The organism is Amycolatopsis sp. NPDC102522, from assembly GCF_055584485.1.
On sequence record NZ_JBVJLY010000013.1, the window covers coordinates 73,966 to 93,339 of the forward strand.

Genomic DNA, 19,374 nt, shown 5'->3' on the forward strand with positions numbered 1-19,374 from the left:
CATGGAATTCGGGTACCAACCGGGACCCGGAACGAAACATCGAGGCGGCACTCGAACGGGTACCTCGTCCAGAATGAGGACAGGAGACGCGCCATGAACCGACAAGAGCCGGTGGGCACGGCACTGCCACTGGACGGAGGTGACCAGCGCCCTCCACGCGCTGAGGGACATCTTCGAGGGCGAGGAAGACCTCGAGCCGCTGCTGCGGCAGATCTGTCATCAGGTGGCCAGTACGGTTCCTGACGTCGACGAGGTGTCCATCACCCTGCTTCGCGACGGCCACCCGAACGCCGGCCGGAGTTCGCTCTCGGCGCCAGACGGCCCGGTTTCGCCAGCTTCCCGGCCGCGCCGCTTTCGGTGAGTGAGCACCTGGCGGGCGCGGTGAACTGCTACGGGACCCCAGGACGACGGCCACGCCGAACTCGACGCGCGGTTGCTGGAGCTCTACACGACCGCTGTCGAGGCGGTCCTGCGGATCTACGCGCGCTACCTCGACCCCAGGACGACGATCGGGCAACTGCGAACACGCTGACCTCCCGTGCCGACGAGGACGAGGCGTTCTCGTCGCTGGTGGTCCAGTCCCAGCGGGAGAACGTCAAATTACGCCAGGTGGCCGAGCGGTTCATCGACGGCGTGACCGGCAGGGACGGTGCGGGACGGGCCGAACGTGGGTCGCGGTAGGCGGGGTGATCGCATTCGGCTAAAGTCGCCTCTCGAAAGCGGTTCTGAGCGTTGAGAAGTTAGCGCCGATCCGCCGGTAACCGGGTTGGTTGCGGCGGTTGATGGTGCGCGCTCGGCGCCGGTTCCCCGCCGGTGACTCCCGTGGTGCATCACGCCGATGTACAGAAGTGGGAGAGGCGGGCTTTGGCCGATGAAGTCGACTGGCAGCAGGACAAGAACCGATTCGTCGAGGATGCCGGCGACGGCGACCTGCCGGTGATCTCCGAGAACGGCGCCCGGCTCATCGCCGGGCCACTGGTCACTCAGTTCGTCTCCCTCACCAGGGCGTTGCTGGATTCCGGCTCGGTCGCGGCGGTTCTCGAACGGGTGGTCTTCGCGACGCGGGACCTGGTTCCGGGCGCGGATCTGGTGAGCGTCACCCTCCTCGATCCCGACGGCGGGTTCCACACGCCGGTGCGGACCGACGAGATCGCCGGTGACCTGGACCAGTTGCAGTACCAGTACGGCGAGGGCGCCTGCGTCGAAGCCGCGCGGGCCTCGGGACCGGCGGCGGCCTTCAGTGACAACCTCGCCGAAGACCCTCGTTGGCCGCGCTTCGGCCCGGCCGCCGCGGCGCTCGGATTCCACTCGCTGATCTCGACGGCCCTGCTGCCGGAAGTGTCGACCTCGCAGCCTTCCGGTGCGCTGAACGTCTATTCGCGACGTCCGCACGGCATCGCCAGGGCCGACCGCGACGTGCTGCTACTGCTGGCGACGCACGCTTCGCTGGCGTTGGCGACCACGCACGCTGTCACGCGCGGTCAGCTCCAGGAGGAGCAGCTCCAGCAGGCGCTGGACAGCCGGGACGCGATCGGGCAGGCCAAGGGCATCCTGATGGCACGGCGCGGGATCGACGCGGCGGAGGCGTTCGAGGTTCTGCGGGACACGTCGCAGAACATGAACATCAAACTCCGGGAACTGGCGGAGATGCTGTCCAAACGGCATACGGAACTGGAGTTGCCCGACTGAGCGGACGGGCGCCGCTACGATCGCGATCATGGGTTTCGGTGGGCTGGAGTTGTCGCGGACGTACGAGTGGCGTGGTCGTTCGGTGGCGTGGGAACGCCTCGGTGAAGGCGCCCCGGTGGTGCTGTGCCACGGGACACCGTGGTCGGCGCAGCTGTGGGCGCCTTTCGCGCGAGCGCTCAGCGAGGAGTTCGCCGTCCACGTCTGGGACATGCCGGGCTACGGCCGTTCGTCGAAGGAACCGGGGCACGCCGTCGATCTCGGGACGCAGGGCGAACTCTTCGCCGACCTGCTCGGGCACTGGGGGCTGACGGCCCCGCACGTGATCGCCCACGACTACGGCGGTGCCGTTTCGCTGCGCGCGAAGCTGCTGCACGGCGCCGAATACGCCTCGCTCGCCCTGGTGGACGTCGTCGCGCTGCGGCCGTGGGGCTCGGAATTCTTCCGGCTCGTCGCGGAGAACGCCGAGGTCTTCCAAGCCCAGCCCCCGACGGTGCACCGGGGCGCACTGGAGTCCTACATCGGGACGGCCTCCCATCGTGGTCTCACCGGCGCGCAACTGGCCACGCTGACCGGGCCCTGGCTGGACGCGGAGGGACAACGCGCCTTCTACCGGCAGATCGCCGAGGCGGATGTCCGCTACACCGACGAGATCCAGGACCGCTATCCGGAACTCGCCCTGCCGGTGAAGGTGATCTGGGGCGCGGACGACACGTGGATCCCGGTGGACAGGGCGGAACAGCTCGCGAACGCGATTCCCGGCGCCCTCCTCGACGTCATTCCGGACGCCGGGCATCTGATCCAGTACGACGCGCCGGTCGAACTGGCCTTTTCCCTGCATCGCTGGCTCACCGCGGAAGTGGACCGGTGGGGACCCGCCGGGAGCGGACGCTGAAACGCCCAGGCAGAGATCAACATCGTTTCATCGAAATATTAGAAATCGTCTACGTGATATCCGGCGACGTAGGCGTTCGCGAGCAGCCCGCCGCGGCATTCCGCGGTCGACGGTCCGAAGCCGATCGGAACCCAATGCCCGACGGTGAACCAAAGGGCCGATCCCGACGCGCAGTGGGCGACCACCCGATAGGTTTCCGAGTGTCTCGGCAGGGAGAAGCAGGTCATGGAAATCGCCTCGCCGAAGAGGACTCCGTAGCGGTTGCTGTCGCAACCATAGGGTGGGAACGGGCTTTCGGTCGCCGCGGAGGCCGGTGACGCGGCCAGGAATCCGGCCGCCGAAAAGGCGGCCATGACTAAAGCGGCGATTTTCTTCTTCATTGCTTTCTCCCGCGGATCGTTCCCAGTGGAAAGCTCAGATTAGCCGCACGGAAGAATTGTCGTGAATTCATCGGGCAGGTGAAACGAGAACGCGTGCGGTGAACCGCGCTGCTCCGAAAGAGCGTCCCCCGCCCCTCTTCTGAGTCCCCGGCTCCCCTTTTGGCCTAGCGTCGTCGGTACTGCGCCGGAGACGAGATCGTGGCCCGGTCCTCATAGGATCCCGGCCTGCCGCGGTCGACGTGGAACGTCGTCAGGGTGCTCACCGGCGAACGCGGGTCGCGCCGGTCGCCGACCACCCGCATGTGCGTGCTCCAGCGGCGCGGAGTGACTTCGTAGACGTCGTAGCCGTACCTGTCGCCTTCGAAGTACTTGAGGTGTGGGTTCGCCGCGCCCATCTTCGGTCCGTTCGTGGCGTTCCATTCGGGTGAGTAGGCCCCCGAGGTGACCGAATGGGCGGTGAACTCCGTGCCGATCACCGGGGAGGACGGATCCGCGAAGTCCGGGCGGATGTCGTCGACGAACGCGGAATGCCAGTCGCCGGTGATCACCACGAGGTCTTCGAGCCCGCTCTGGGCCACGTGGGTCAGCACCTCCTCGCGTTCGGCGATGAAGCCGTCCCACTGGTCCGTGAACATGTAGCCGCCGCCCGGCTTCGTCAGCTGGCTCAGCATGATCGAGTTCACCCAGCAGTGCCACGCCTCGCCCGCGCCGGTCACCTGATCCTTGAGCCAGCCCTTCTGATCCGCGCCGAGGATCGTGCCGTCGGGCAGGTTCTGCGCGGAGCGGTACTGCCTGAGGTCCAAAATGGACAGATCGAGCAGGTCGCCCCACCGGCGCTGCCGGTGGATCCTCGGCGTCGAGGGGTGGTCGGGTCGGACCGGCATGTGCTCGTACCAGGCCTGATACGCCGCCGACCGCCGAGCCTGCAGCGAAGGAGTGGTCCCGCTGTAGTCGTTGACGACCTCGTGGTCATCCCAGGTGATGAACCAGGGGTGGGCCGCGTGGGCGTCCCGCAGCGAGGGGTCGGACTTGTAGAGCGCGTGCCGCCGCCGGTACGCCGGCAGCGTCAGGACCTCGGGGCCCTCGTGGTCGCGCAGCGGGTTCCCGCCGACCTGACCGTGCTCGTAGACGTAGTCACCGAGGTGGACGACGAAATCGAGATCTTCCCGGGCGATCCCGGCGTGGGCGGCGTAGAACCCGTCGTGGAACGCCTGGCAGTTCGCCGAGGCGAACCGCACCCGCCGGACCGGCCCCACGGGCGCGGTGCGGGTGCGGCCGACCCGGCTGACCTTGCCGAGCGCGTGGAAGCGGTAGTAGTACTGCGAGCCCGGCTCCAGCCCGGACACCGGGACGTGCACGCTGTGCCCGCCCCCGGCGGTGGCCGCCGCGGTCCCGCGGGCCACGCGGCGGCGGAACCCGCGGTCGGTGGCGACCTCCCAGCCGACCTCGACGGTGTCGTCCAGCGGCTGCTCGAACTCCATCGGCTTCGGCGCGAGCCTGGTCCAGAGCGCGACGCCGTACGGGACCGGATCGCCGGACGCGACGCCGAGCGTGAACGGCGCCTCGTCCCAGGTCGCGCCCAGCGCCGCCGCGGCCTCCTCCGCCTGCGCGACCGTCATCCGCGAGCTCAACGGCCACGCCAGCCCCAGCGCACCGGCCGTGGCGGCGCCTCGCAACAGGTCCCGGCGGTTGACGGACATCGGTGGTCTCCTCGGCTCGGCGGATCGCTCTCCGACACCGAACACCGCCGAGATGGCCGGAGGTGAACGCGAGGACGAACATCAGACGGTGATGACGACCTTGCCGCGCGCGTGCCCCTCGCTCGCGTATCGGATGGCTTCGGGAACCTCGGCCAGCGGGTACGCGCGGTCGATGACCGGCGTCAGTTTTCCTGCCTCGATGAGCGCGCGCAGCGTCTGGAGATCGTCGTGGTTCTCCGTGGAGAACAGGCCGCGGAGCTTCTGCTTCACGAACGGCCCGAGGAGCAGTGCCCGCAGGTTGCGGGCGACCGGGCCGATCCACTTCCCCGTGCCTTCGCCGCCGACGATCACGAGAGTGCCTTGCGGGGCAAGGGATTTCCGCAGTGACGTCAGCGACCGGTTGCCCGCGGTGTCGAGGATGAGGTCGTACCCGCCGCCGAACTCTTCGCGCGTGTAGTCGAACACCGTGTCCGCGCCGAGCGACCGGACGAGGTCCACCTTGCCCGGCCCGCAGACGCCGTCGACGTTTGCGCCGAACGCCTTGGCGATCTGCACGGCGAACGTGCCGACGCCACCGCCCGCGCCGATGATCAGGACCTTTTGCCGGGGCGCGACCCGTCCCCGGTCCCGAAGCGCCTGGAGTGCGGTGAACGCGGAGATCGGGACCGCCGCCGCTTCTTCGAAGCCGAGCGTTTCGGGTTTCCTCGCGATTTTGTCCACTGTGGTCAGCGCGTACTCGGCGAAGGAACCTTGACAGGTACCGAAAACCTCGTCGCCCGGCTGGAACCGGGTGACGTCGTCGCCGACCGTGTGTACGACACCGGCGAAGTCCAGGCCGCGGACGCGGGCCTTCGGTCTCCGGACGCCGAAGCCCATCAGGCGCACCAGGTACGGCGTGCCCTCCATGAGGTGCCACACGCCGGGGTCGACGGCCGCCGCCCGGATCCGCACCACCACGGCGACCGATCCCGCTTCGGGTTCGGGCAGATCGGTCAGCTTCAGGACGTCGGTGGTGCCGTACTCGTTCTGGACGATCGCCTTCACGGCGGCCTCGTTTCCTGGCCGGGATACTGGAAGACGTCGTCGAGCCCGACGCCGAACACCCTGGCGATCTGAAAGGCCATCTCCAGGGACGGTGAGTAGCGGCCCTGCTCGATCGCGATGACCGTCTGGCGCGTGACGCCGACCCGGTCCGCGAGTTCCGCCTGGGTCATCTCGCCCTTGGCGAACCGAAGGGTGCGGATGGAGTTCGTGACCTTGGTCGGTTTCACCATGTCTGGAATCCCCCGCGGTACGCGGCGATCTTCGCGATCGAGCCGAGCAGGGAGGACAGGACGAAGGCGAGGTACACGGTGTTGGCGATCCAGAAATGGTCCAGCTCCGCCATCGCCATGCCGAGCGCCGCGACGCCGCCGAGCACGACGAACGACTGTCCGATGTGCTCGCCGAACCGGCCGATCTCGCGGTCTCGCTGGTCTTTCCGGCCCGCGTCGCGCGGTGAAGCGATCGACGCGGCGATGTGCAGCACGATCGAGGCCACGATGGCCGCGCCGACCGTCCATAGCAATGTCGCCACGTACGGGACGTCGGCGAGCGGGCCGGAACCTGCCCGGCCGAGGACGGCGATCAGGTACGCCGCGTAGGCGCAGAGCGTGACCACGACCATGATCCACGCGCGTTTCTCTTCCAGTGCCACGACGTCCAAGGTAAAGAATTCCGGACACGATGTCAAAGATTCTTTACTTGATCCGCAACGGGTTCCGCCCGGTCGGGTGTTAACGATCAGTGGTCCTGGCGCGACTCTCCTCGGTCTCACCGCCACAGACTGGAGTTCCGAGATGACGAAGACCGCCGGCCGGATCGTCCTGCTTCTCGCCGTCGGCGCCCTCGGTCTCGCCGGGTGCGGTGCTCCGAACACGCGTCCGGGGGCGCCGACGACCGTCACGGAGACGGCCGCGAGCGCGCAGCCCTCCGCCAAGGCGAGCGCTCCCACGTCGGCGGCCGCCCGGCTCGTCACCGTCCCGGATGTCTCCGGGATGAACCATCAGGACGCGCAGGACGCGATGCAGGCGGCGGGTCTGTACAACCTGCGCGAGGTCGACGGGACCGGTAAGGGGCGGATGCTCGTGATGGACCGGAACTGGGTCCAGACCAAGCAGGATCCGGCGCCGGGCACGCGGGTGGCCGCGGACGCGGTGATCACTCTGACCGCCGTGAAGATCGGCGAGAAGTGACGACGGCCCTGGTCAGGCCTCGGTGAGGGTTTCTTCGAGGGTCGACCGGTGCGTCGGCTTCGCCTCTTCGTAGCGACGGCGACCCTCGTCGGTCACGACGACGAAGATCCCGCGCCGATCCGACTCGCAGAGCGCACGCTGGACGAGCCCCTCGCGCTCGAGGCGGGCTACCAGCCGTGAGGTGGCACTCTGGCTGAGGTGGACGACGTCGGTCAGGTCGGCCGCGCGGCACTTGCCGACGACGCAGTTGACCAGTCTTTCGAGGGCTTCGAACTCGGTGACACCGAGCCCGTGGCGCTCCTGAAGGCGGCACTCGAGTCGGCCGAAGACCGCCGCGTGCCGGGCGGACAGGGCACGCCACTCCTGCAGCAGGTCTTGTTCGGCGACATCGCTCACGCGGCCCAAGATAGCATGCACGTGAATTTTATGCAAAGACATCTAATGCACTTGCATTAGATGCACATGCATGTAATGTACCGATCATGAGTTCTTCCGTGCAGCTGTCCACCAGCTCGACAAGGTGGGACGCGCGCCTCTGGGGTGTCCTGCTCACTGTGTCCGTCGTCGTGGGCCTCGACGCGCTCGACGTGTCGATGGTCGCCGTCGCCCTCCCGTCCATCCAGGCCGAACTCGGCCTCTCCACCGGCGCCCTGCAATGGATCATCAGCGCCTATGTGCTCGGCTACGGTGGCCTGTTGCTCCTCGGCGGGCGCACCGCCGACCTGCTCGGCAGGCGCCGGGTCTTCCTCGTCGCCGTCGCGGTCTTCGCGCTCGCTTCGCTGCTCGGCGGCCTCGTCGACGACGGCGCGCTGCTGATCGCCACCCGCTTCATCAAGGGGCTCGCGGCCGCGTTCACCGCACCCGCCGCCCTGTCCATCATCACCACGACCTTCCACGAAGGCCCCGCCCGCAACCGGGCGATCAGCATCTTCGCCGTCTTCGGCGCCAGCGGCTACTCCGCGGGCCTCGTCTTCTCCGGCCTGCTCACCGAGGTGGGCTGGCGCTGGACGTTCCTGCTGCCGGTGCCGATCGCGCTCGCCGCGCTGGTCGCCGCTGTCAAGCTGATCCCGTCCTACCTGCCGCAGGCGGGTGGCGGCTATGACTTCCCGGGCGCCATCACCGGTGCCGCCGGTTCGCTCCTGCTGGTCTTCGGCGTGGTCGAAGCACCGGAGATCGGCTGGGCCGCCCCGCGGACACTGATCACGTTCGTCCTCGCGCTCGCGCTGCTCGTCACCTTCGTGTTCATCGAGAAGCGCAGCAAGCACCCGCTGCTCCGCCTCGGCATCCTGCGTTCCGGTCCGCTGGCCCGTGCCAACCTCGGTGGCGCGACGTTCTTCGGCGCCTACATCGGTTTCCAGTTCGTCGTGATGCTGTACCTGCAGAACGTGCTGGGCTGGTCCGCACTGCAGACCGCGCTCGGGTTCCTGCCCGCCGCGCTGATCGTGGCCTTCGGTTCGCCCAGGATCGAGCCGCTGATCGACCGGCTCGGCACCCCGCGCACGATCCTCGCCGGTGTCGTCGCCCACGTCATCGGGTACGCGCTGTTCCTGCGGATCGACGAAAGTTCCAGCTACGCCGGTTCGGTGCTGCCGAGCATGATCCTGCTGGGCATCGGCTTCATGCTGGCGTTCTCTTCGTTGAACATCCAGGCGACCAACGGGATCTCCGACGACGAGCAGGGTCTCGCCGGCGGTCTGCTGAACACGTCGATCCAGGTCGGCGGCGCGATCGGCCTCGCCGTGGTGACCGCGGTCCTGACCGGCAACGCGGGTGGTGCCACCGGTCCGGCCGCGCTGCTGAACGGACTGACGCCCGCGCTGACCGTCGTCACCGGCATCGCCGTGATCAGTGTCCTGGTGGCGCTGTCCGGAGTCGTCGGCCTGCGCAAGGCCGAAGCCCGCACCGCCGTCGCCGAACGGGAGTTCGCCGCGGCTGAATAACGGCGACCGAACAGGGGGTGAAAGGCCCCTTCCCGCGCTCGGGGGGCGGGAAGGGGCCTTTCGGTCACCAGCGGATCGGCAGGGACTTCAGCCCGTTCTGGAAGTTCGACCGCAGCCGCACCGGCTCACCGGCGAGTTCGACCTCGCCGAGCAGGTCCAGGACAGCTTCGAACATCGCGCGCAGCTGCATCCTCGCCAGCTGGGCGCCGAGGCAGAAATGCGGGCCGTGCCCGAAGGTCAGGTGATCGTTGGGCGTACGGCCGATGTCGAAGCGGTCCGGGTCCTCGAAAACGGACTCGTCGCGATTCGCGGCGGAGAACCAGACGACGACCTTGTCGCCCGCCCGGATGTCCACATCGGACAGGACGACGTCTTCGGTCGCGGTGCGGCGGAAGTGCATGACCGGGCACCACCAGCGCAGCATCTCTTCCACCGCGCCGGGAAGCAGCGAACGGTCGGCCAGCAGCCGCCGGTACTGATCCGGATGCGACAGCAGCGCCAGCATCCCGCCGGGGATGCCGTTGCGCAGCGTTTCGTTGCCCGCCACGGAAAACAGCCAGAACAGGTTCTCGAACTCCGCGATCGAAACCCGTCCGCCGTCTTCCACGTGCCCCATCAGGTTGCTCATCACGTCGTCGCCGGGGCTCCGGCGTTTGTACTCGCCGAGCGCGGTGGCGTACGCGTAGAGATCCGGCATCCCGGCGCGGGTGCGCGGATCGGGCATCGCGCCGTCCGGCCCCGGGACCGGCCGCACGGCCAGCGCCGCCCGCGCGAGATCGGTGACCTCGCCTGCCTCGACTGTCGCGCTCACCGCGTAGTCGGCGTCCTGGTAGCCGATCACGCGATTGCTCCAGTCGTACATCAGCCGCCGGTCCTGTTCGGGGATCCCGAAGACCTCGGCCAGCGTCAGCAGCGGGAGATCGGCGGCGACGGCCGCGAAGTCGCATCGGCCGTCCGCCTGGACGCCGGCGATCAACGACCTGGCCCAGCCATGGATCCGCTCGGTCAGCCTGCCGACCGCGCGCGGCGTGAACGCCTTGGTGAGCAGGCCCCGCAGCCGGGCGTGCTCGGGCGGATCCATGTTCAGCATCATCCGCCGGACGTAGCCGAGATCTTGCTCCGTCGCCGGGTCCCGGATCTGCGTCCCGCCGAGGCGCGACGAGAACAGCTTCGGGTTCTTCAGCACGTGCTTGACGTCCGAATGCCGCAGCACGGCCCAGAAATCGTCCACCCGCACGACCGGCGAGTCCCGGCGCAGCGCCGCGAGATGCCCGTACGGCACGCCCCGGGTGTAGGTATCCGGATCGGTGATCACGACTTCGCACACTAGCCCGCGGACCGGTGACTGCGGAAAGATCCGTCCGGTGGAAACGCTGAAGATGCGCACCGCCGGAACCGACGGCCCTGCCGTGCTCCTGCTGCACGGCCTCGGCGCGACGGGCGCGGTGTGGGACGGCCTGATGTTGCAGCCCGGCTACCGCTGGCTGGCACCCGACCTGCCAGGGCACGGGGCGTCACCACGCTTGGCGCATTACTCCTTCGGCAGCCTCGCCGGGGCGGTCGCCGACGCGCTCCCGGAACGCGGCCCGCTGCTGGTGATCGGCCATTCGCTGGGCGGAGTGGTCGGGCTCGCCCTGGCCAGCGGATGGTTCGGGCTCCGGATCGACGGGCTGCTCGCGGTCGGCGTCAAGGTCGAATGGAGCGAGACCGAGCTGGCCAAGGCCGCGGACATGGCGGCGAAACCGCCCAGGGTGTTCCTGGAGCGTGAGGACGCCGAACGAGCGTTCCTCAAGATCGCCGGTCTCACCGGGCTGGCCGAAGCGGACCCCGACGGCGTCGTCGAAACCGAAGGCGGCTGGCGCCTGGCCTTGGACCCCCACGCGTTCGCCGTCGGCGCGCCCGACATGCCCGGCCTGCTCGGCGCGGCGGGCTGCCCGGTCGCCCTCGCCGCCGGGGAACACGATCCGATGAGCCGTCTCGACCAGCTTCGCGCACTCAGCCCGGCGTCCGCCGGACTCCCCGGACTGGGCCACAACGCCCACGTCGAAGACCCGGCCGTGCTGCTGGCTTTCCTCGCTCAGTTCGATGGCTAGCGCCTGATCTTGCCGAGGACGGCGATGCCTTCGGTGATGTCCGAAGCCGGGCTGGCGCCGTAACCGAGGACGAGTCCCGGATTCATCGGCCGCTGACAGTGCCACGACAGCGGCTGCACCTTCACACCCTGTTCGAGCGCGGCGGCGGCGAAGTCGAGATCGGAGAACTCGGCGTCGAAGGTGATCGTCAGATGCAGCCCGGCGGCCGCGCCGTGCACCACGGCGTCCGGGAGATGCGCCCGGAGCGCGTCGATCATCGCGTCTCGCCGACGGCGATGCCGTTTGCGCACGAACCGCAGCTGCTGCTCCATCTCGCCGGATTCCATGAGATGCGCGAGCACCAGCTGAGGGAGGACGGCGTTGCCCAGGTCGGCGAACCGTTTGGCCGCGACCACCTCGTCCCGGTATCGCGGCGGCACCAGCATCCAGCCCACCCGGAGCGCGGGTGCGAGCCACTTCGACACACTGCCCGCGTAACAGACCTGCTCGGCGAGCATCGAGCGCAGCGCGGGGACCGGAGGACGGTCGTAACGGTGCTCGGCGTCGTAGTCGTCCTCGATGATCAGCCCGCCGTCCGCGGCCCAGCGCATGAGCTCGCGACGGCGTTCCCCGCCGAGCACGACACCCGTCGGGAACTGGTGCGCGGGCGTGAGCAGCACGGCGGGCGCGCCGCTGCGGACGAGCTCGCCGACGTCGATCCCGTCTTCGTCGACCCGGATCGGCGGAGTCGCCAGCCGTCGGTCGTGCAGATGCTGCCGAGCGCCGAGCGAACTGGGGTCCTCGACGGCGATCTCGGAGATCCCGTTGTCGCACAGCACCTGGGCCAGCAACCCGAGGCCCTGCGCGACCCCGGCGACGATCAGGACGTCGTCGGCGTCGGCGGTGATGCCGCGGGTGCGGGCGATCCAGTGCGCGATGGCCAGCCGCAACGCGGGCGCGCCCCGTGGATCGCCGTAGCCGAAGGCCGCCGCCGAGAGGTCGTTGAGCACGGTGCGTTCGGCGCGGAGCCAGGCCGTCCTGGGGAAGGCCGTCAGATCCGGCACGCCGGGGGACAGGTCGATCCTCGCCGGTGTCGACCGCAGTGAGTCGAAGACGCCGATCCCCGGGGCGGGCCGGAAGATCGTGCCCGCCGCCGGGGGACCGGACGCCGTCTGTTCCTTCGTCCTCGCGGGCGCCGCGACGACCACCGTGCCCGCGCGGCCGCGTCCGGCGACGTGGCCGTCCTCGACCAGCCGCTGGTAGGCCTCGGTGACCACACCGCGGGAAACCCGCAGGTCCGCGGCCAGCGCCCTGGTCGCGGGCAGCCTGCTGCCGACCGGCAGGCGCCCGTCGGAGATGGCGTGCCGCAACCGCGACGCCAGCCAGTCCGACCGGCGCCCCGGTGGTGCGTCCCCGATGTCCAGCTGCAGGAAGTCCGAGCCCTCGGCAGTCACCCGATCATTGTGTCATTCGGGTTCGTAGGCGAGGTTCGGCCGCAGCCACTGCTCCATAGTGGACAGTTCGAGGCCGCGACGGGCGGCGTAGTCCTCGACCTGGTCCTTGCCCAGCCGTCCGACGGTGAAGTACCGCGAATCGGGGTGGGCGAAGATCAGCCCGCTGACGCTCGCCGCCGGCGTCATCGCGAAGGACTCCGTCAGCGCCATCCCGAGCTTGTCGGAGTCGAGCAGGTCGAACAGCTCCTGCTTCTCGCTGTGGTCCGGGCTCGCCGGGTACCCGAGCGCGGGGCGGATGCCGCGGAACCGCTCGGCGTGCAGGTCCTCCAGCTTCGGCTCGGCGTCCGGTTCGAACCACTCCCGCCGCGCCTTGAGGTGGATGTACTCCGCGAACGCCTCGGCGAGCCGGTCCGCGAGCGCCTTGACCATGATGGCGCGGTAGTCGTCCTGCTGCGCCTCGAACTCGGCGGCGAAGTCCTCGGCACCGAGGATGGTGACCGCGAACCCGCCGAGGTGGTCGCCCGCGCCCGCGGGCGCGATGTAGTCGGACAGGCAGCGGTTCGGCCGCTCCAGCGGCTTCTTGGTCTGCTGGCGCAGCATCGGGAACTTGATCCCCGACTCCAGGATGATGTCGTCACCCTCGGAATGCGCCGGCCAGAACGCGTACGCGCCCTTGGCCTGGAACCGCTCCTCGGCGATGATCTGGTCCATCAGGGTGTTCGCGTCGTCGAACAGCTCCTGTGCCACCGGGTTGTTCAGGATCGCCGGGTACTTGCCCTTCAGTTCCCAGGCCAGGAACAGGAAGGTCCAGTCGATCATCTCGCGCAGTTCGGTGAGCGACGGCGAGACGTACCGGACGCCGGTGAACGCGGGCGTCGGGACCTCGTCGAAGGAGACCTTCTCGGGGTTGGCCCTGGCCTGCTCGACCGTCAGCAACGGGGTCCGCTGCTTGTTCGCGTGCTGGATACGCAGCTGTTCCTGATCCTCGCGGTTCTTCTTGTCGAGGATTTCGGCGCGGTCCGCGTCGAGCAGGTCACCGACGACGCCGACGACACGGGAGGCGTCGAGGACGTGCACGGTCGTGTTCTCGTACGCCGGCGCGATACGGACCGCGGTGTGCTGGCGTGACGTGGTCGCGCCGCCGATCAGCAGCGGGAGTTTCAGCCCGCGCCGCTCCATTTCGGTGGCGACGTTGACCATTTCGTCCAGCGACGGCGTGATCAGGCCGGAAAGCCCGATGGCGTCCGCGCCCTCGGAGACGGCGGTGTCCAGGATGACCGAGGCCTGGACCATCACGCCGAGGTCGATCACCTCGTAGTTGTTGCAGCCGAGGACGACGCCGACGATGTTCTTGCCGATGTCGTGCACGTCGCCCTTGACCGTCGCCAGGACGACCTTTCCGTTGCCCTGGCGGGTTTCGACCCGGCCTTCGAGGCGCGCCTTCTCCTTCTCGGCCTCCATGTACGGCTCGAGATAGGCCACTGACCGCTTCATCACGCGCGCGCTCTTGACCACCTGCGGCAGGAACATCTTGCCGGACCCGAACAGATCGCCGACGATCTTCATGCCGTCCATCAGCGGGCCCTCGATGACCTCGAGCGGCCTCGGCAGCTTCTGGCGCGCTTCCTCGGTGTCCTCTTCGATGTAGTCGACGATTCCGTGCACCAGCGCGTGGCTCAGGCGTGCCTCGACCGTGTTCTCCCGCCAGGAGAGGTCGACGACACGCTGGGTTCCCTTGCCACTGACCGTTTCCGCGAACGTGACCAGCCTGTCGGTGGCGTCCTCGCGGCGGTCGAAGAGCACGTCCTCGACCAGTTCCAGCAGATCCTTGGGGATGTCCTCGTAGACCGCGAGCTGCCCGGCGTTGACGATGCCCATGTCCAGCCCGGCGCGCACCGCGTACAGCAGGAAGGCCGAGTGCATCGCCTCGCGCACCACGTTGTTGCCGCGGAAGGAGAACGAGAGGTTCGAGATACCGCCGCTGATCCGCACGCCGGGACAGCGTTCCTTGATCCGCGGCAGCGCGTCGATGAACGCCTTGGCGTACCCGTTGTGCTCGGAGATACCGGTCGCGACCGCGAGCACGTTCGGGTCGAAGATGATGTCCTCGGCGACGAAACCGGCCTTCTGCGTCAGCAGATCGTAGGCACGGCCGCAGATCGAGACCTTGCGGTCGGCGGTGTCGGCCTGGCCCGTCTCGTCGAAGGCCATGACGACCACGCCCGCGCCGTAGTCACGGATGCGCCGGGCCTGCTGGAGGAACTGCTCCTCGCCCTCCTTGAGGCTGATGGAGTTGACGACACCCTTGCCCTGCACGCACTTCAGCCCGGCTTCGAGGACCGTCCAGCGTGAGCTGTCGATCATGATCGGCAGCCGGGCGACCTCGGGTTCGGTGGCGATGAGGTTGAGGAACGTGGTCATCGCTTTTTCGCTGTCGAGCAGGTCGGCGTCCATGTTGACGTCCAGCAGGTTCGCCCCGCCGCGGACCTGCTCCAGTGCGACGTCGACGGCGGCCTGGTGGTCGTCGGCCTCGATCAGCTTGCGGAACTTGGCGGACCCGGTGACGTTGGTCCGCTCGCCGATCATGACGAACCCGGTGTCCTTGCCGATCTCGAACGGCTCGAGCCCGCTGAACCGGGTGTGCGGCTGCGGATCCGGGACGTGCCGTGGCGCCATCCCGCGGACGGCGTCGGCGATACCCTTGATGTGCGCGGGGGTCGTGCCGCAACAGCCGCCGACGACGTTGACCATCCCGGCCGTGGCGAAGTCGCCGAGCAGCGCGCCGGTCTCGTCGGGCGTCTGGTCGTACCCGCCGAACGCGTTCGGCAGGCCGGCGTTGGGGTGACAGGCCGTGTACGTGCCCGCGAGGTGGGACAGTTCGGCGATGTGCGGGCGCATCTCCTCGGCGCCCAGCGAGCAGTTGACGCCGACCAGCAGCGGGTCCGCGTGCTCGATGGAACTCCAGAACGCCTCGACCGTCTGCCCGGACAGCGTCCGGCCGCTCAGGTCGACGATCGTCACCGAGATCCACAGCGGCAGATGCGGCGCGACGTCACGGGCCGCGGAGATCGCGGCCTTGCAGTTGAGGGTGTCGAAGATCGTCTCGATGAGCAGCAGGTCTACGCCGCCCTCGGCGAGTGCCTTGATCTGATCGGCGTAAGAGGCGTACACCTCGTCGAAGGTCACCGCGCGGAACGACGGGTCCTCGACCTTGGGCGACAGCGACAACGTGACGTTCAGCGGCCCGACCGACCCGGCGACGAACTTCCCTCCGGCCGCGTCCGCCGCCTCGCGCGCGATCTGGGCGCCGCGGAGGTTCATCTCGTACGCGAGGTTTTCGAGTCCGTAGTCCGCCTGGCCGATGGTGGTGGCGGTGAACGTGTTCGTCGTCGTGATGTCCGCGCCGGCGTCGAGATACTGGCGGTGGATGTCGAGGACGACGTCGGGCCTGGTGATGTTCAGCAGGTCGGGGTCGCCGGTGATGTCACGAGGGTGATCCTGGAACCGCTCGGTGCGGTAGTCCTCTGGCTTGAGGCCGGCGTTCTGGAGCATCGACCCCCACGCGCCGTCGAGCACGACGATGCGCTCTTTCAGCAGCTTTCTCAGGGCGGTCGTTTCCATCCAGCGCTCCTCCCATGTCGTGGGAGGCGCCCTTGCGATGAAGTCCGGGGCCGAGCGTGGCGGACTCAGCGGTCCGTTGCAGCGCCTCTCGACCTTGGCGACCAGAGTACCGGATCAATTCAAGCGCGCTTCGCTTGAATTGCTCAGCCGCTGGCCAGGGCGGGTTCGGCATCCCGCACTGTGGGATCCGGCGGCGAGGGCCTGCGCCGGGCGTCGGATCGTGTCCCGCGCCAGGCGACCACCTTGCGGCCGACGTCGATCATCGGCATCTCGACCCAGCGGTAGAGGACGTCGGAAATGACGAGGGCTACGACGGTCACGGCGATCGCGGTCAGCGTCCGGTGCGCGCCCAGCTGGGGAATCGACAAGGCGACCACCGTCGCCGCCACCCCTTGCAAGAGGTACACCGAGTACGACCGCTCGCCGATGAACCGCATCGGCGGGGTGGAGAAGAGCCAGGCGATCGGGCCACGTGGGATCAGCGAAGTGATCAACAGCGCGACCAGCACCGCGTACGTGGTGCCGCCGACCGTTCCGCCGTCCTGGAAGAAGGCTTCGATGTCGGCCATGTGGATCTGAAGGACCACGAGAGCCGCGAGCAGGACGAAGCTGGCCAGCGGGTGAGTGAAGACCCGGAGGAACGCGAAGCCCTTGCGGTAGTGGAGGCCGATGGCGAGCGCGCAACCGATGATGATGGGTGAGTAAGCGCCGGCGTACGGCATCACCGGGATCAGCGCGATCATGAGCGCGATCAGGCCGATCGCCAGGCCCAGCCGCTTCGGGAAACTCAGCGCCGCGATACCGAAGGCCAGGAACGGCCAGACGAGGTAGAACTTCTGCTCGACACCCAGCGTCCACGACTGACCGAAGGGAGCGGTGGGGGCGAACTCGTTCGTGAAGGTCAGGAAGTACGGCATCGCCCCGGAGAGTCCGCTGGAGGTGTGCTCGCCGCGCAGGTATGTGAACGCCACGACGATGCCCAAAACCGCGAAATACACTGGAAGAATGCGGAACACGCGACGGAGGTAGAAGTCGGCGAGCGAGATCCTGCCGTTTCGGTCCTCTTCACGCAGTGCCAGCGTGGTGATCAGGAAACCGGATAGGACGAAGAACAGATGAACACCGATCCACCCGTTGGCCATCGTCCACGACGGTCCTCCGTAGTGGAACACCACCACGAGGAGCGCGGCGATCGCGCGCAGCCCATCGAGGGCAGGGAATCTCTTCGTGGACAGGTACTGCTCGTGCGTCATCATGCTTTGAACCCCCAGGAACGCCCCCGGAGTCACACCGACGAGGATGCGTCACTCTAAAGGGTGAAAGACTGGTTCCTGTGAGGGGGCTGTGTGATTTCTGTGTGTAGCAACGATGGCTACGACGCGTGCTGTCACTTGTCAACGGCCGATCGTCATTCGTGGTGAGCAGATTTCATGCGGAGTCGAAAGCTGTGAGCGAACGGTCGCGGTGCGGTGAGAACCGGGTGTTCGTGGACGATCGTGACGGTGCGGATGTTCTCGAAGAACTCGCGAGCCTCGGTGTCGTTGCCGGATATCGGCAACGGCGTTTTCCTGCATTCCGCGAGGCATGTGATCACCGGACTGCTCGGTGCCATGCCCACCCGCCTGACCGGGCAGCCGAGGGGAAGAGCACTGTTTTCGGATCGGACAGAGGGGGTTAGTTGTTCGCTTTGAGCACGGTCGGCGGACAGTGTCGAAGCAAGCGAGCGGCTGATCGGGCTGAAGCGTTCGAACGCTGGCGTGGTGAACTACGCCGGGGGAGAGGACTTCGGCGCTCGGCCTGAGGTTGAAGAAGGGTCGTGACGACGATGCTCCGGGTCGGTGTCGAGAGTGTCGAGAGTGTCGAGCAGGTGTCCGGGGAGACGGCCATCTGCGTCGTCCGGTGTCTCGGCGATCCGGTGTCCGTCGGCGACGCCTTCGACACGGCGGTTTTCGGAGACGGTTCGCGGCTGCCGGTCGAACTGAGACTCGTGACGATCCGGCGCTACGAACGATCGGTCGACCTGCTGGACTCTCCTCATAGCGCGAAGCTCGAACTGGCGGGTTCCGGCGCGGGCAGGCTCATCGGGGTCCGGGAACTACGGGGAGTCGCGTCGTGAAGAGGAAATCGCGGTGGGACAGCTGGATGCGGGCGCTGATTTCGATCATGGACGACGGGCTGGACAGGATCGGCGACCATTCGTGCCCGCATTGTGCCGAGCAACGGCTGGAAATTCGCTACATCGGTTCTTCCGAGACCCGCCTCGCGACGATTTATCTGTGGTGCAACGCGTGTCTGCACGGCCTTCAGATATCGCGCACGCGGGCCCCGGAAGGAGCGCCGATTCATTCCTTCCAGGATGCGGAAGAGGTTCCTGACTTCGTCCGATGTGAACCGTGATTCACGACGGGATCAGAAGCCGACGGTCGCCTTCTGGATCTTCACCGGCTTCGCGGGCAGCCCGTCCTGCGGGCCGTTCGGGTCCGTCGGGATGATCCCGGCGGCCACGATCCGGTCCAGGACGTCCATGCCCCGCACGACCTTGCCCATCACCGAGTAGTTCTTCGGGATGTTCGCGAACGAGTGCACGATGAAGAATTCGCTGCCGTTGGTCCCCGCACCCTGGTTGCCCATGGCGATGGTGCCGCGTTCGTAGGTCTCGGTGCCATCGACCTCGTCCGGGAACTTGTAGCCCGGCCCGCCCTTCTCGGCTTCGTAGATGTCGCCGCACTGAAGGACGCCGAGGCGTGCGGAGTTCGTCAGGCGCCAGCACTGGCTGTGGTCGTAGAAGCGCTGCAGGGCCAGGCTCGCCAGGTTGTGCGCGGCGCACGGAGCGGCGCCCGCGCGGTTCAGGCGCACGGTGACGGGGCCGTAGTTGAAGCGGAACGTGACGTCGATGGTGCCGCGGGTCAGCGCGAAGGGAATCGGCCGGAAGACCGGACGGGCCGCGGGGTTCTCGGGCGTCGGTGTGAACTCGCAGCGCACGATCGGCAGCGAACCCGCGGAGGCGGCGGGCGCGGCCGTGGCCACCCCGGGCAGCAGGACGGCGGCGAGAGCGGAGACGACGGCGGTTACACCCCAGCGCAGCTTCATGAGGGGGAACCTAACCCAAAAGGGTGGTCGCCGGGTAGCGCTTCACGTGTGCGCACCGCACTTGCCGCGGGTTCGGTCCGTGAAGGCCTCCTTGCCTACCCTGAAGGTAGAGGTGGCGCTCCTCGCAAGTACATGAAGGCCCCCTTCCTTGCGCCTAGCGCAGTGAAGGCCCCCTTCATGTACTTCGGCCGGGTGACGGCGGCGGCGAGCCGTCGGTCCAGGTGGTGGGGGGGGGGGGGTTGGGGGGTGAATCAAAAAACACAACAACACCCACACAAGACCCCCCGGAAGAGCGCCACCAA

At 68.0% G+C, this 19,374-nt stretch carries 19 protein-coding genes; 8 read left to right on the forward strand and 11 right to left on the reverse strand.

Annotated elements, in window-relative coordinates:
* Positions 1 to 139: 139 nt before the first annotated feature.
* The 3 genes from ACZ6YV_RS27415 (at position 140) to ACZ6YV_RS27425 (ending at position 2,581) form a co-directional block, all read left to right on the forward strand.
* Entirely contained in the window at positions 140 to 361 is a 222-nt protein-coding gene (locus ACZ6YV_RS27415; RefSeq protein WP_465512335.1) for a hypothetical protein, read from the forward strand.
* A 503-nt stretch (positions 362 to 864) separates the two neighbouring features.
* Positions 865 to 1,689 carry a GAF and ANTAR domain-containing protein gene (locus tag ACZ6YV_RS27420; protein ID WP_465512336.1) on the forward strand — a complete coding sequence of 275 codons (825 nt, stop codon included), beginning with the start codon at positions 865 to 867 and terminating at the stop codon, positions 1,687 to 1,689.
* A gap of 28 nt (positions 1,690 to 1,717) precedes the next feature.
* Positions 1,718 to 2,581, forward strand: coding sequence for an alpha/beta fold hydrolase (locus ACZ6YV_RS27425; RefSeq protein WP_465512337.1), 864 nt, complete (start codon positions 1,718 to 1,720; stop codon positions 2,579 to 2,581).
* Positions 2,582 to 2,619: 38 nt separating this feature from the next.
* Here ACZ6YV_RS27425 and ACZ6YV_RS27430 read toward each other — a convergent pair whose 3' ends face one another.
* The 5 genes from ACZ6YV_RS27430 to ACZ6YV_RS27450 all read right to left on the reverse strand — a co-directional run bounded on the left by ACZ6YV_RS27430 (position 2,620) and on the right by ACZ6YV_RS27450 (position 6,357).
* Complete coding sequence (locus ACZ6YV_RS27430; protein ID WP_465512338.1) at positions 2,620 to 2,961, reverse strand: hypothetical protein; 342 nt, start codon at positions 2,959 to 2,961, stop codon at positions 2,620 to 2,622.
* Positions 2,962 to 3,125: 164 nt separating this feature from the next.
* A complete protein-coding gene (locus tag ACZ6YV_RS27435) occupies positions 3,126 to 4,661 on the reverse strand; it encodes an alkaline phosphatase D family protein (RefSeq protein WP_465512339.1) in 1,536 nt (511 codons plus the stop codon).
* Positions 4,662 to 4,742: 81 nt separating this feature from the next.
* Positions 4,743 to 5,705 (reverse strand): NAD(P)-dependent alcohol dehydrogenase, encoded by a 963-nt coding sequence (locus ACZ6YV_RS27440; protein WP_465512340.1) that lies wholly within the window; start codon positions 5,703 to 5,705, stop codon positions 4,743 to 4,745.
* Complete coding sequence (locus tag ACZ6YV_RS27445) at positions 5,702 to 5,935, reverse strand: helix-turn-helix transcriptional regulator (RefSeq protein ID WP_465512341.1); 234 nt, start codon at positions 5,933 to 5,935, stop codon at positions 5,702 to 5,704. The genes ACZ6YV_RS27440 and ACZ6YV_RS27445 overlap by 4 nt, the downstream gene beginning before the upstream one ends.
* Positions 5,929 to 6,357 carry a hypothetical protein gene (locus ACZ6YV_RS27450; RefSeq protein WP_465512342.1) on the reverse strand — a complete coding sequence of 143 codons (429 nt, stop codon included), beginning with the start codon at positions 6,355 to 6,357 and terminating at the stop codon, positions 5,929 to 5,931. Before ACZ6YV_RS27450 ends, ACZ6YV_RS27445 begins: the two co-directional genes overlap by 7 nt.
* 142 nt (positions 6,358 to 6,499) lie before the next feature.
* Between ACZ6YV_RS27450 and ACZ6YV_RS27455 the strand changes: the two genes are divergently transcribed.
* Complete coding sequence (locus ACZ6YV_RS27455) at positions 6,500 to 6,895, forward strand: PASTA domain-containing protein (RefSeq protein WP_465512343.1); 396 nt, start codon at positions 6,500 to 6,502, stop codon at positions 6,893 to 6,895.
* A 12-nt stretch (positions 6,896 to 6,907) separates the two neighbouring features.
* Here ACZ6YV_RS27455 and ACZ6YV_RS27460 read toward each other — a convergent pair whose 3' ends face one another.
* The gene (locus ACZ6YV_RS27460) at positions 6,908 to 7,291 is read right to left on the reverse strand and encodes a MarR family winged helix-turn-helix transcriptional regulator (protein ID WP_465512344.1); all 384 of its coding nucleotides are present in this window, start codon (positions 7,289 to 7,291) and stop codon (positions 6,908 to 6,910) included.
* 86 nt (positions 7,292 to 7,377) lie between these two features.
* Between ACZ6YV_RS27460 and ACZ6YV_RS27465 the strand changes: the two genes are divergently transcribed.
* Positions 7,378 to 8,835, forward strand: coding sequence for an MFS transporter (locus ACZ6YV_RS27465; protein WP_465512345.1), 1,458 nt, complete (start codon positions 7,378 to 7,380; stop codon positions 8,833 to 8,835).
* Positions 8,836 to 8,899: 64 nt separating this feature from the next.
* Here ACZ6YV_RS27465 and ACZ6YV_RS27470 read toward each other — a convergent pair whose 3' ends face one another.
* On the reverse strand, positions 8,900 to 10,150 hold the full coding sequence (locus ACZ6YV_RS27470; RefSeq protein WP_465512346.1) for a cytochrome P450: 1,251 nt from the start codon (positions 10,148 to 10,150) through the stop codon (positions 8,900 to 8,902).
* A 49-nt stretch (positions 10,151 to 10,199) separates the two neighbouring features.
* Here ACZ6YV_RS27470 and ACZ6YV_RS27475 point away from each other — a divergent pair, with 49 nt between their 5' ends.
* Positions 10,200 to 10,928: an alpha/beta fold hydrolase gene (locus ACZ6YV_RS27475; RefSeq protein ID WP_465512347.1), complete on the forward strand. Its 729-nt coding sequence runs from the start codon at positions 10,200 to 10,202 to the stop codon at positions 10,926 to 10,928.
* Here the strand turns inward: ACZ6YV_RS27475 and pdxR are convergent.
* The 3 genes from pdxR to ACZ6YV_RS27490 form a co-directional block, all read right to left on the reverse strand.
* Entirely contained in the window at positions 10,925 to 12,361 is a 1,437-nt protein-coding gene (pdxR, locus tag ACZ6YV_RS27480; protein ID WP_465512348.1) for a MocR-like pyridoxine biosynthesis transcription factor PdxR, read from the reverse strand. The genes ACZ6YV_RS27475 and pdxR overlap by 4 nt on opposite strands.
* Before the next feature lie 12 nt (positions 12,362 to 12,373).
* The gene (metH, locus tag ACZ6YV_RS27485; RefSeq protein WP_465512349.1) at positions 12,374 to 15,982 is read right to left on the reverse strand and encodes a methionine synthase; all 3,609 of its coding nucleotides are present in this window, start codon (positions 15,980 to 15,982) and stop codon (positions 12,374 to 12,376) included.
* A gap of 143 nt (positions 15,983 to 16,125) precedes the next feature.
* Positions 16,126 to 17,238, reverse strand: coding sequence for an acyltransferase family protein (locus ACZ6YV_RS27490; protein WP_465512350.1), 1,113 nt, complete (start codon positions 17,236 to 17,238; stop codon positions 16,126 to 16,128).
* Between the two features lie 560 nt (positions 17,239 to 17,798).
* Between ACZ6YV_RS27490 and ACZ6YV_RS27495 the strand changes: the two genes are divergently transcribed.
* Entirely contained in the window at positions 17,799 to 18,098 is a 300-nt protein-coding gene (locus ACZ6YV_RS27495) for a hypothetical protein (protein WP_465512351.1), read from the forward strand.
* Positions 18,095 to 18,379 carry a hypothetical protein gene (locus ACZ6YV_RS27500; RefSeq protein ID WP_465512352.1) on the forward strand — a complete coding sequence of 95 codons (285 nt, stop codon included), beginning with the start codon at positions 18,095 to 18,097 and terminating at the stop codon, positions 18,377 to 18,379. Before ACZ6YV_RS27495 ends, ACZ6YV_RS27500 begins: the two co-directional genes overlap by 4 nt.
* Before the next feature lie 12 nt (positions 18,380 to 18,391).
* Here the strand turns inward: ACZ6YV_RS27500 and ACZ6YV_RS27505 are convergent, their stop codons facing one another.
* Complete coding sequence (locus tag ACZ6YV_RS27505) at positions 18,392 to 19,072, reverse strand: peptidylprolyl isomerase (RefSeq protein ID WP_465512353.1); 681 nt, start codon at positions 19,070 to 19,072, stop codon at positions 18,392 to 18,394.
* Positions 19,073 to 19,374: the final 302 nt, after the last annotated feature.

Bases quoted from the DNA above. Each gene is read 5' to 3' on its own strand.
- ACZ6YV_RS27425 (WP_465512337.1), top strand. From the start codon at position 1,718: ATGGGTTTCGGTGGGCTGGAGTTGTCGCGGACGTACGAGTGGCGTGGT.
- ACZ6YV_RS27430 (WP_465512338.1), bottom strand. From the start codon at position 2,961: ATGAAGAAGAAAATCGCCGCTTTAGTCATGGCCGCCTTTTCGGCGGCC.
- ACZ6YV_RS27435 (WP_465512339.1), bottom strand. From the start codon at position 4,661: ATGTCCGTCAACCGCCGGGACCTGTTGCGAGGCGCCGCCACGGCCGGT.
- ACZ6YV_RS27445 (WP_465512341.1), bottom strand. From the start codon at position 5,935: ATGGTGAAACCGACCAAGGTCACGAACTCCATCCGCACCCTTCGGTTC.
- ACZ6YV_RS27455 (WP_465512343.1), top strand. From the start codon at position 6,500: ATGACGAAGACCGCCGGCCGGATCGTCCTGCTTCTCGCCGTCGGCGCC.
- ACZ6YV_RS27465 (WP_465512345.1), top strand. From the start codon at position 7,378: ATGAGTTCTTCCGTGCAGCTGTCCACCAGCTCGACAAGGTGGGACGCG.
- metH (WP_465512349.1), bottom strand. From the start codon at position 15,982: ATGGAAACGACCGCCCTGAGAAAGCTGCTGAAAGAGCGCATCGTCGTG.
- ACZ6YV_RS27490 (WP_465512350.1), bottom strand. From the start codon at position 17,238: ATGATGACGCACGAGCAGTACCTGTCCACGAAGAGATTCCCTGCCCTC.
- ACZ6YV_RS27505 (WP_465512353.1), bottom strand. From the start codon at position 19,072: ATGAAGCTGCGCTGGGGTGTAACCGCCGTCGTCTCCGCTCTCGCCGCC.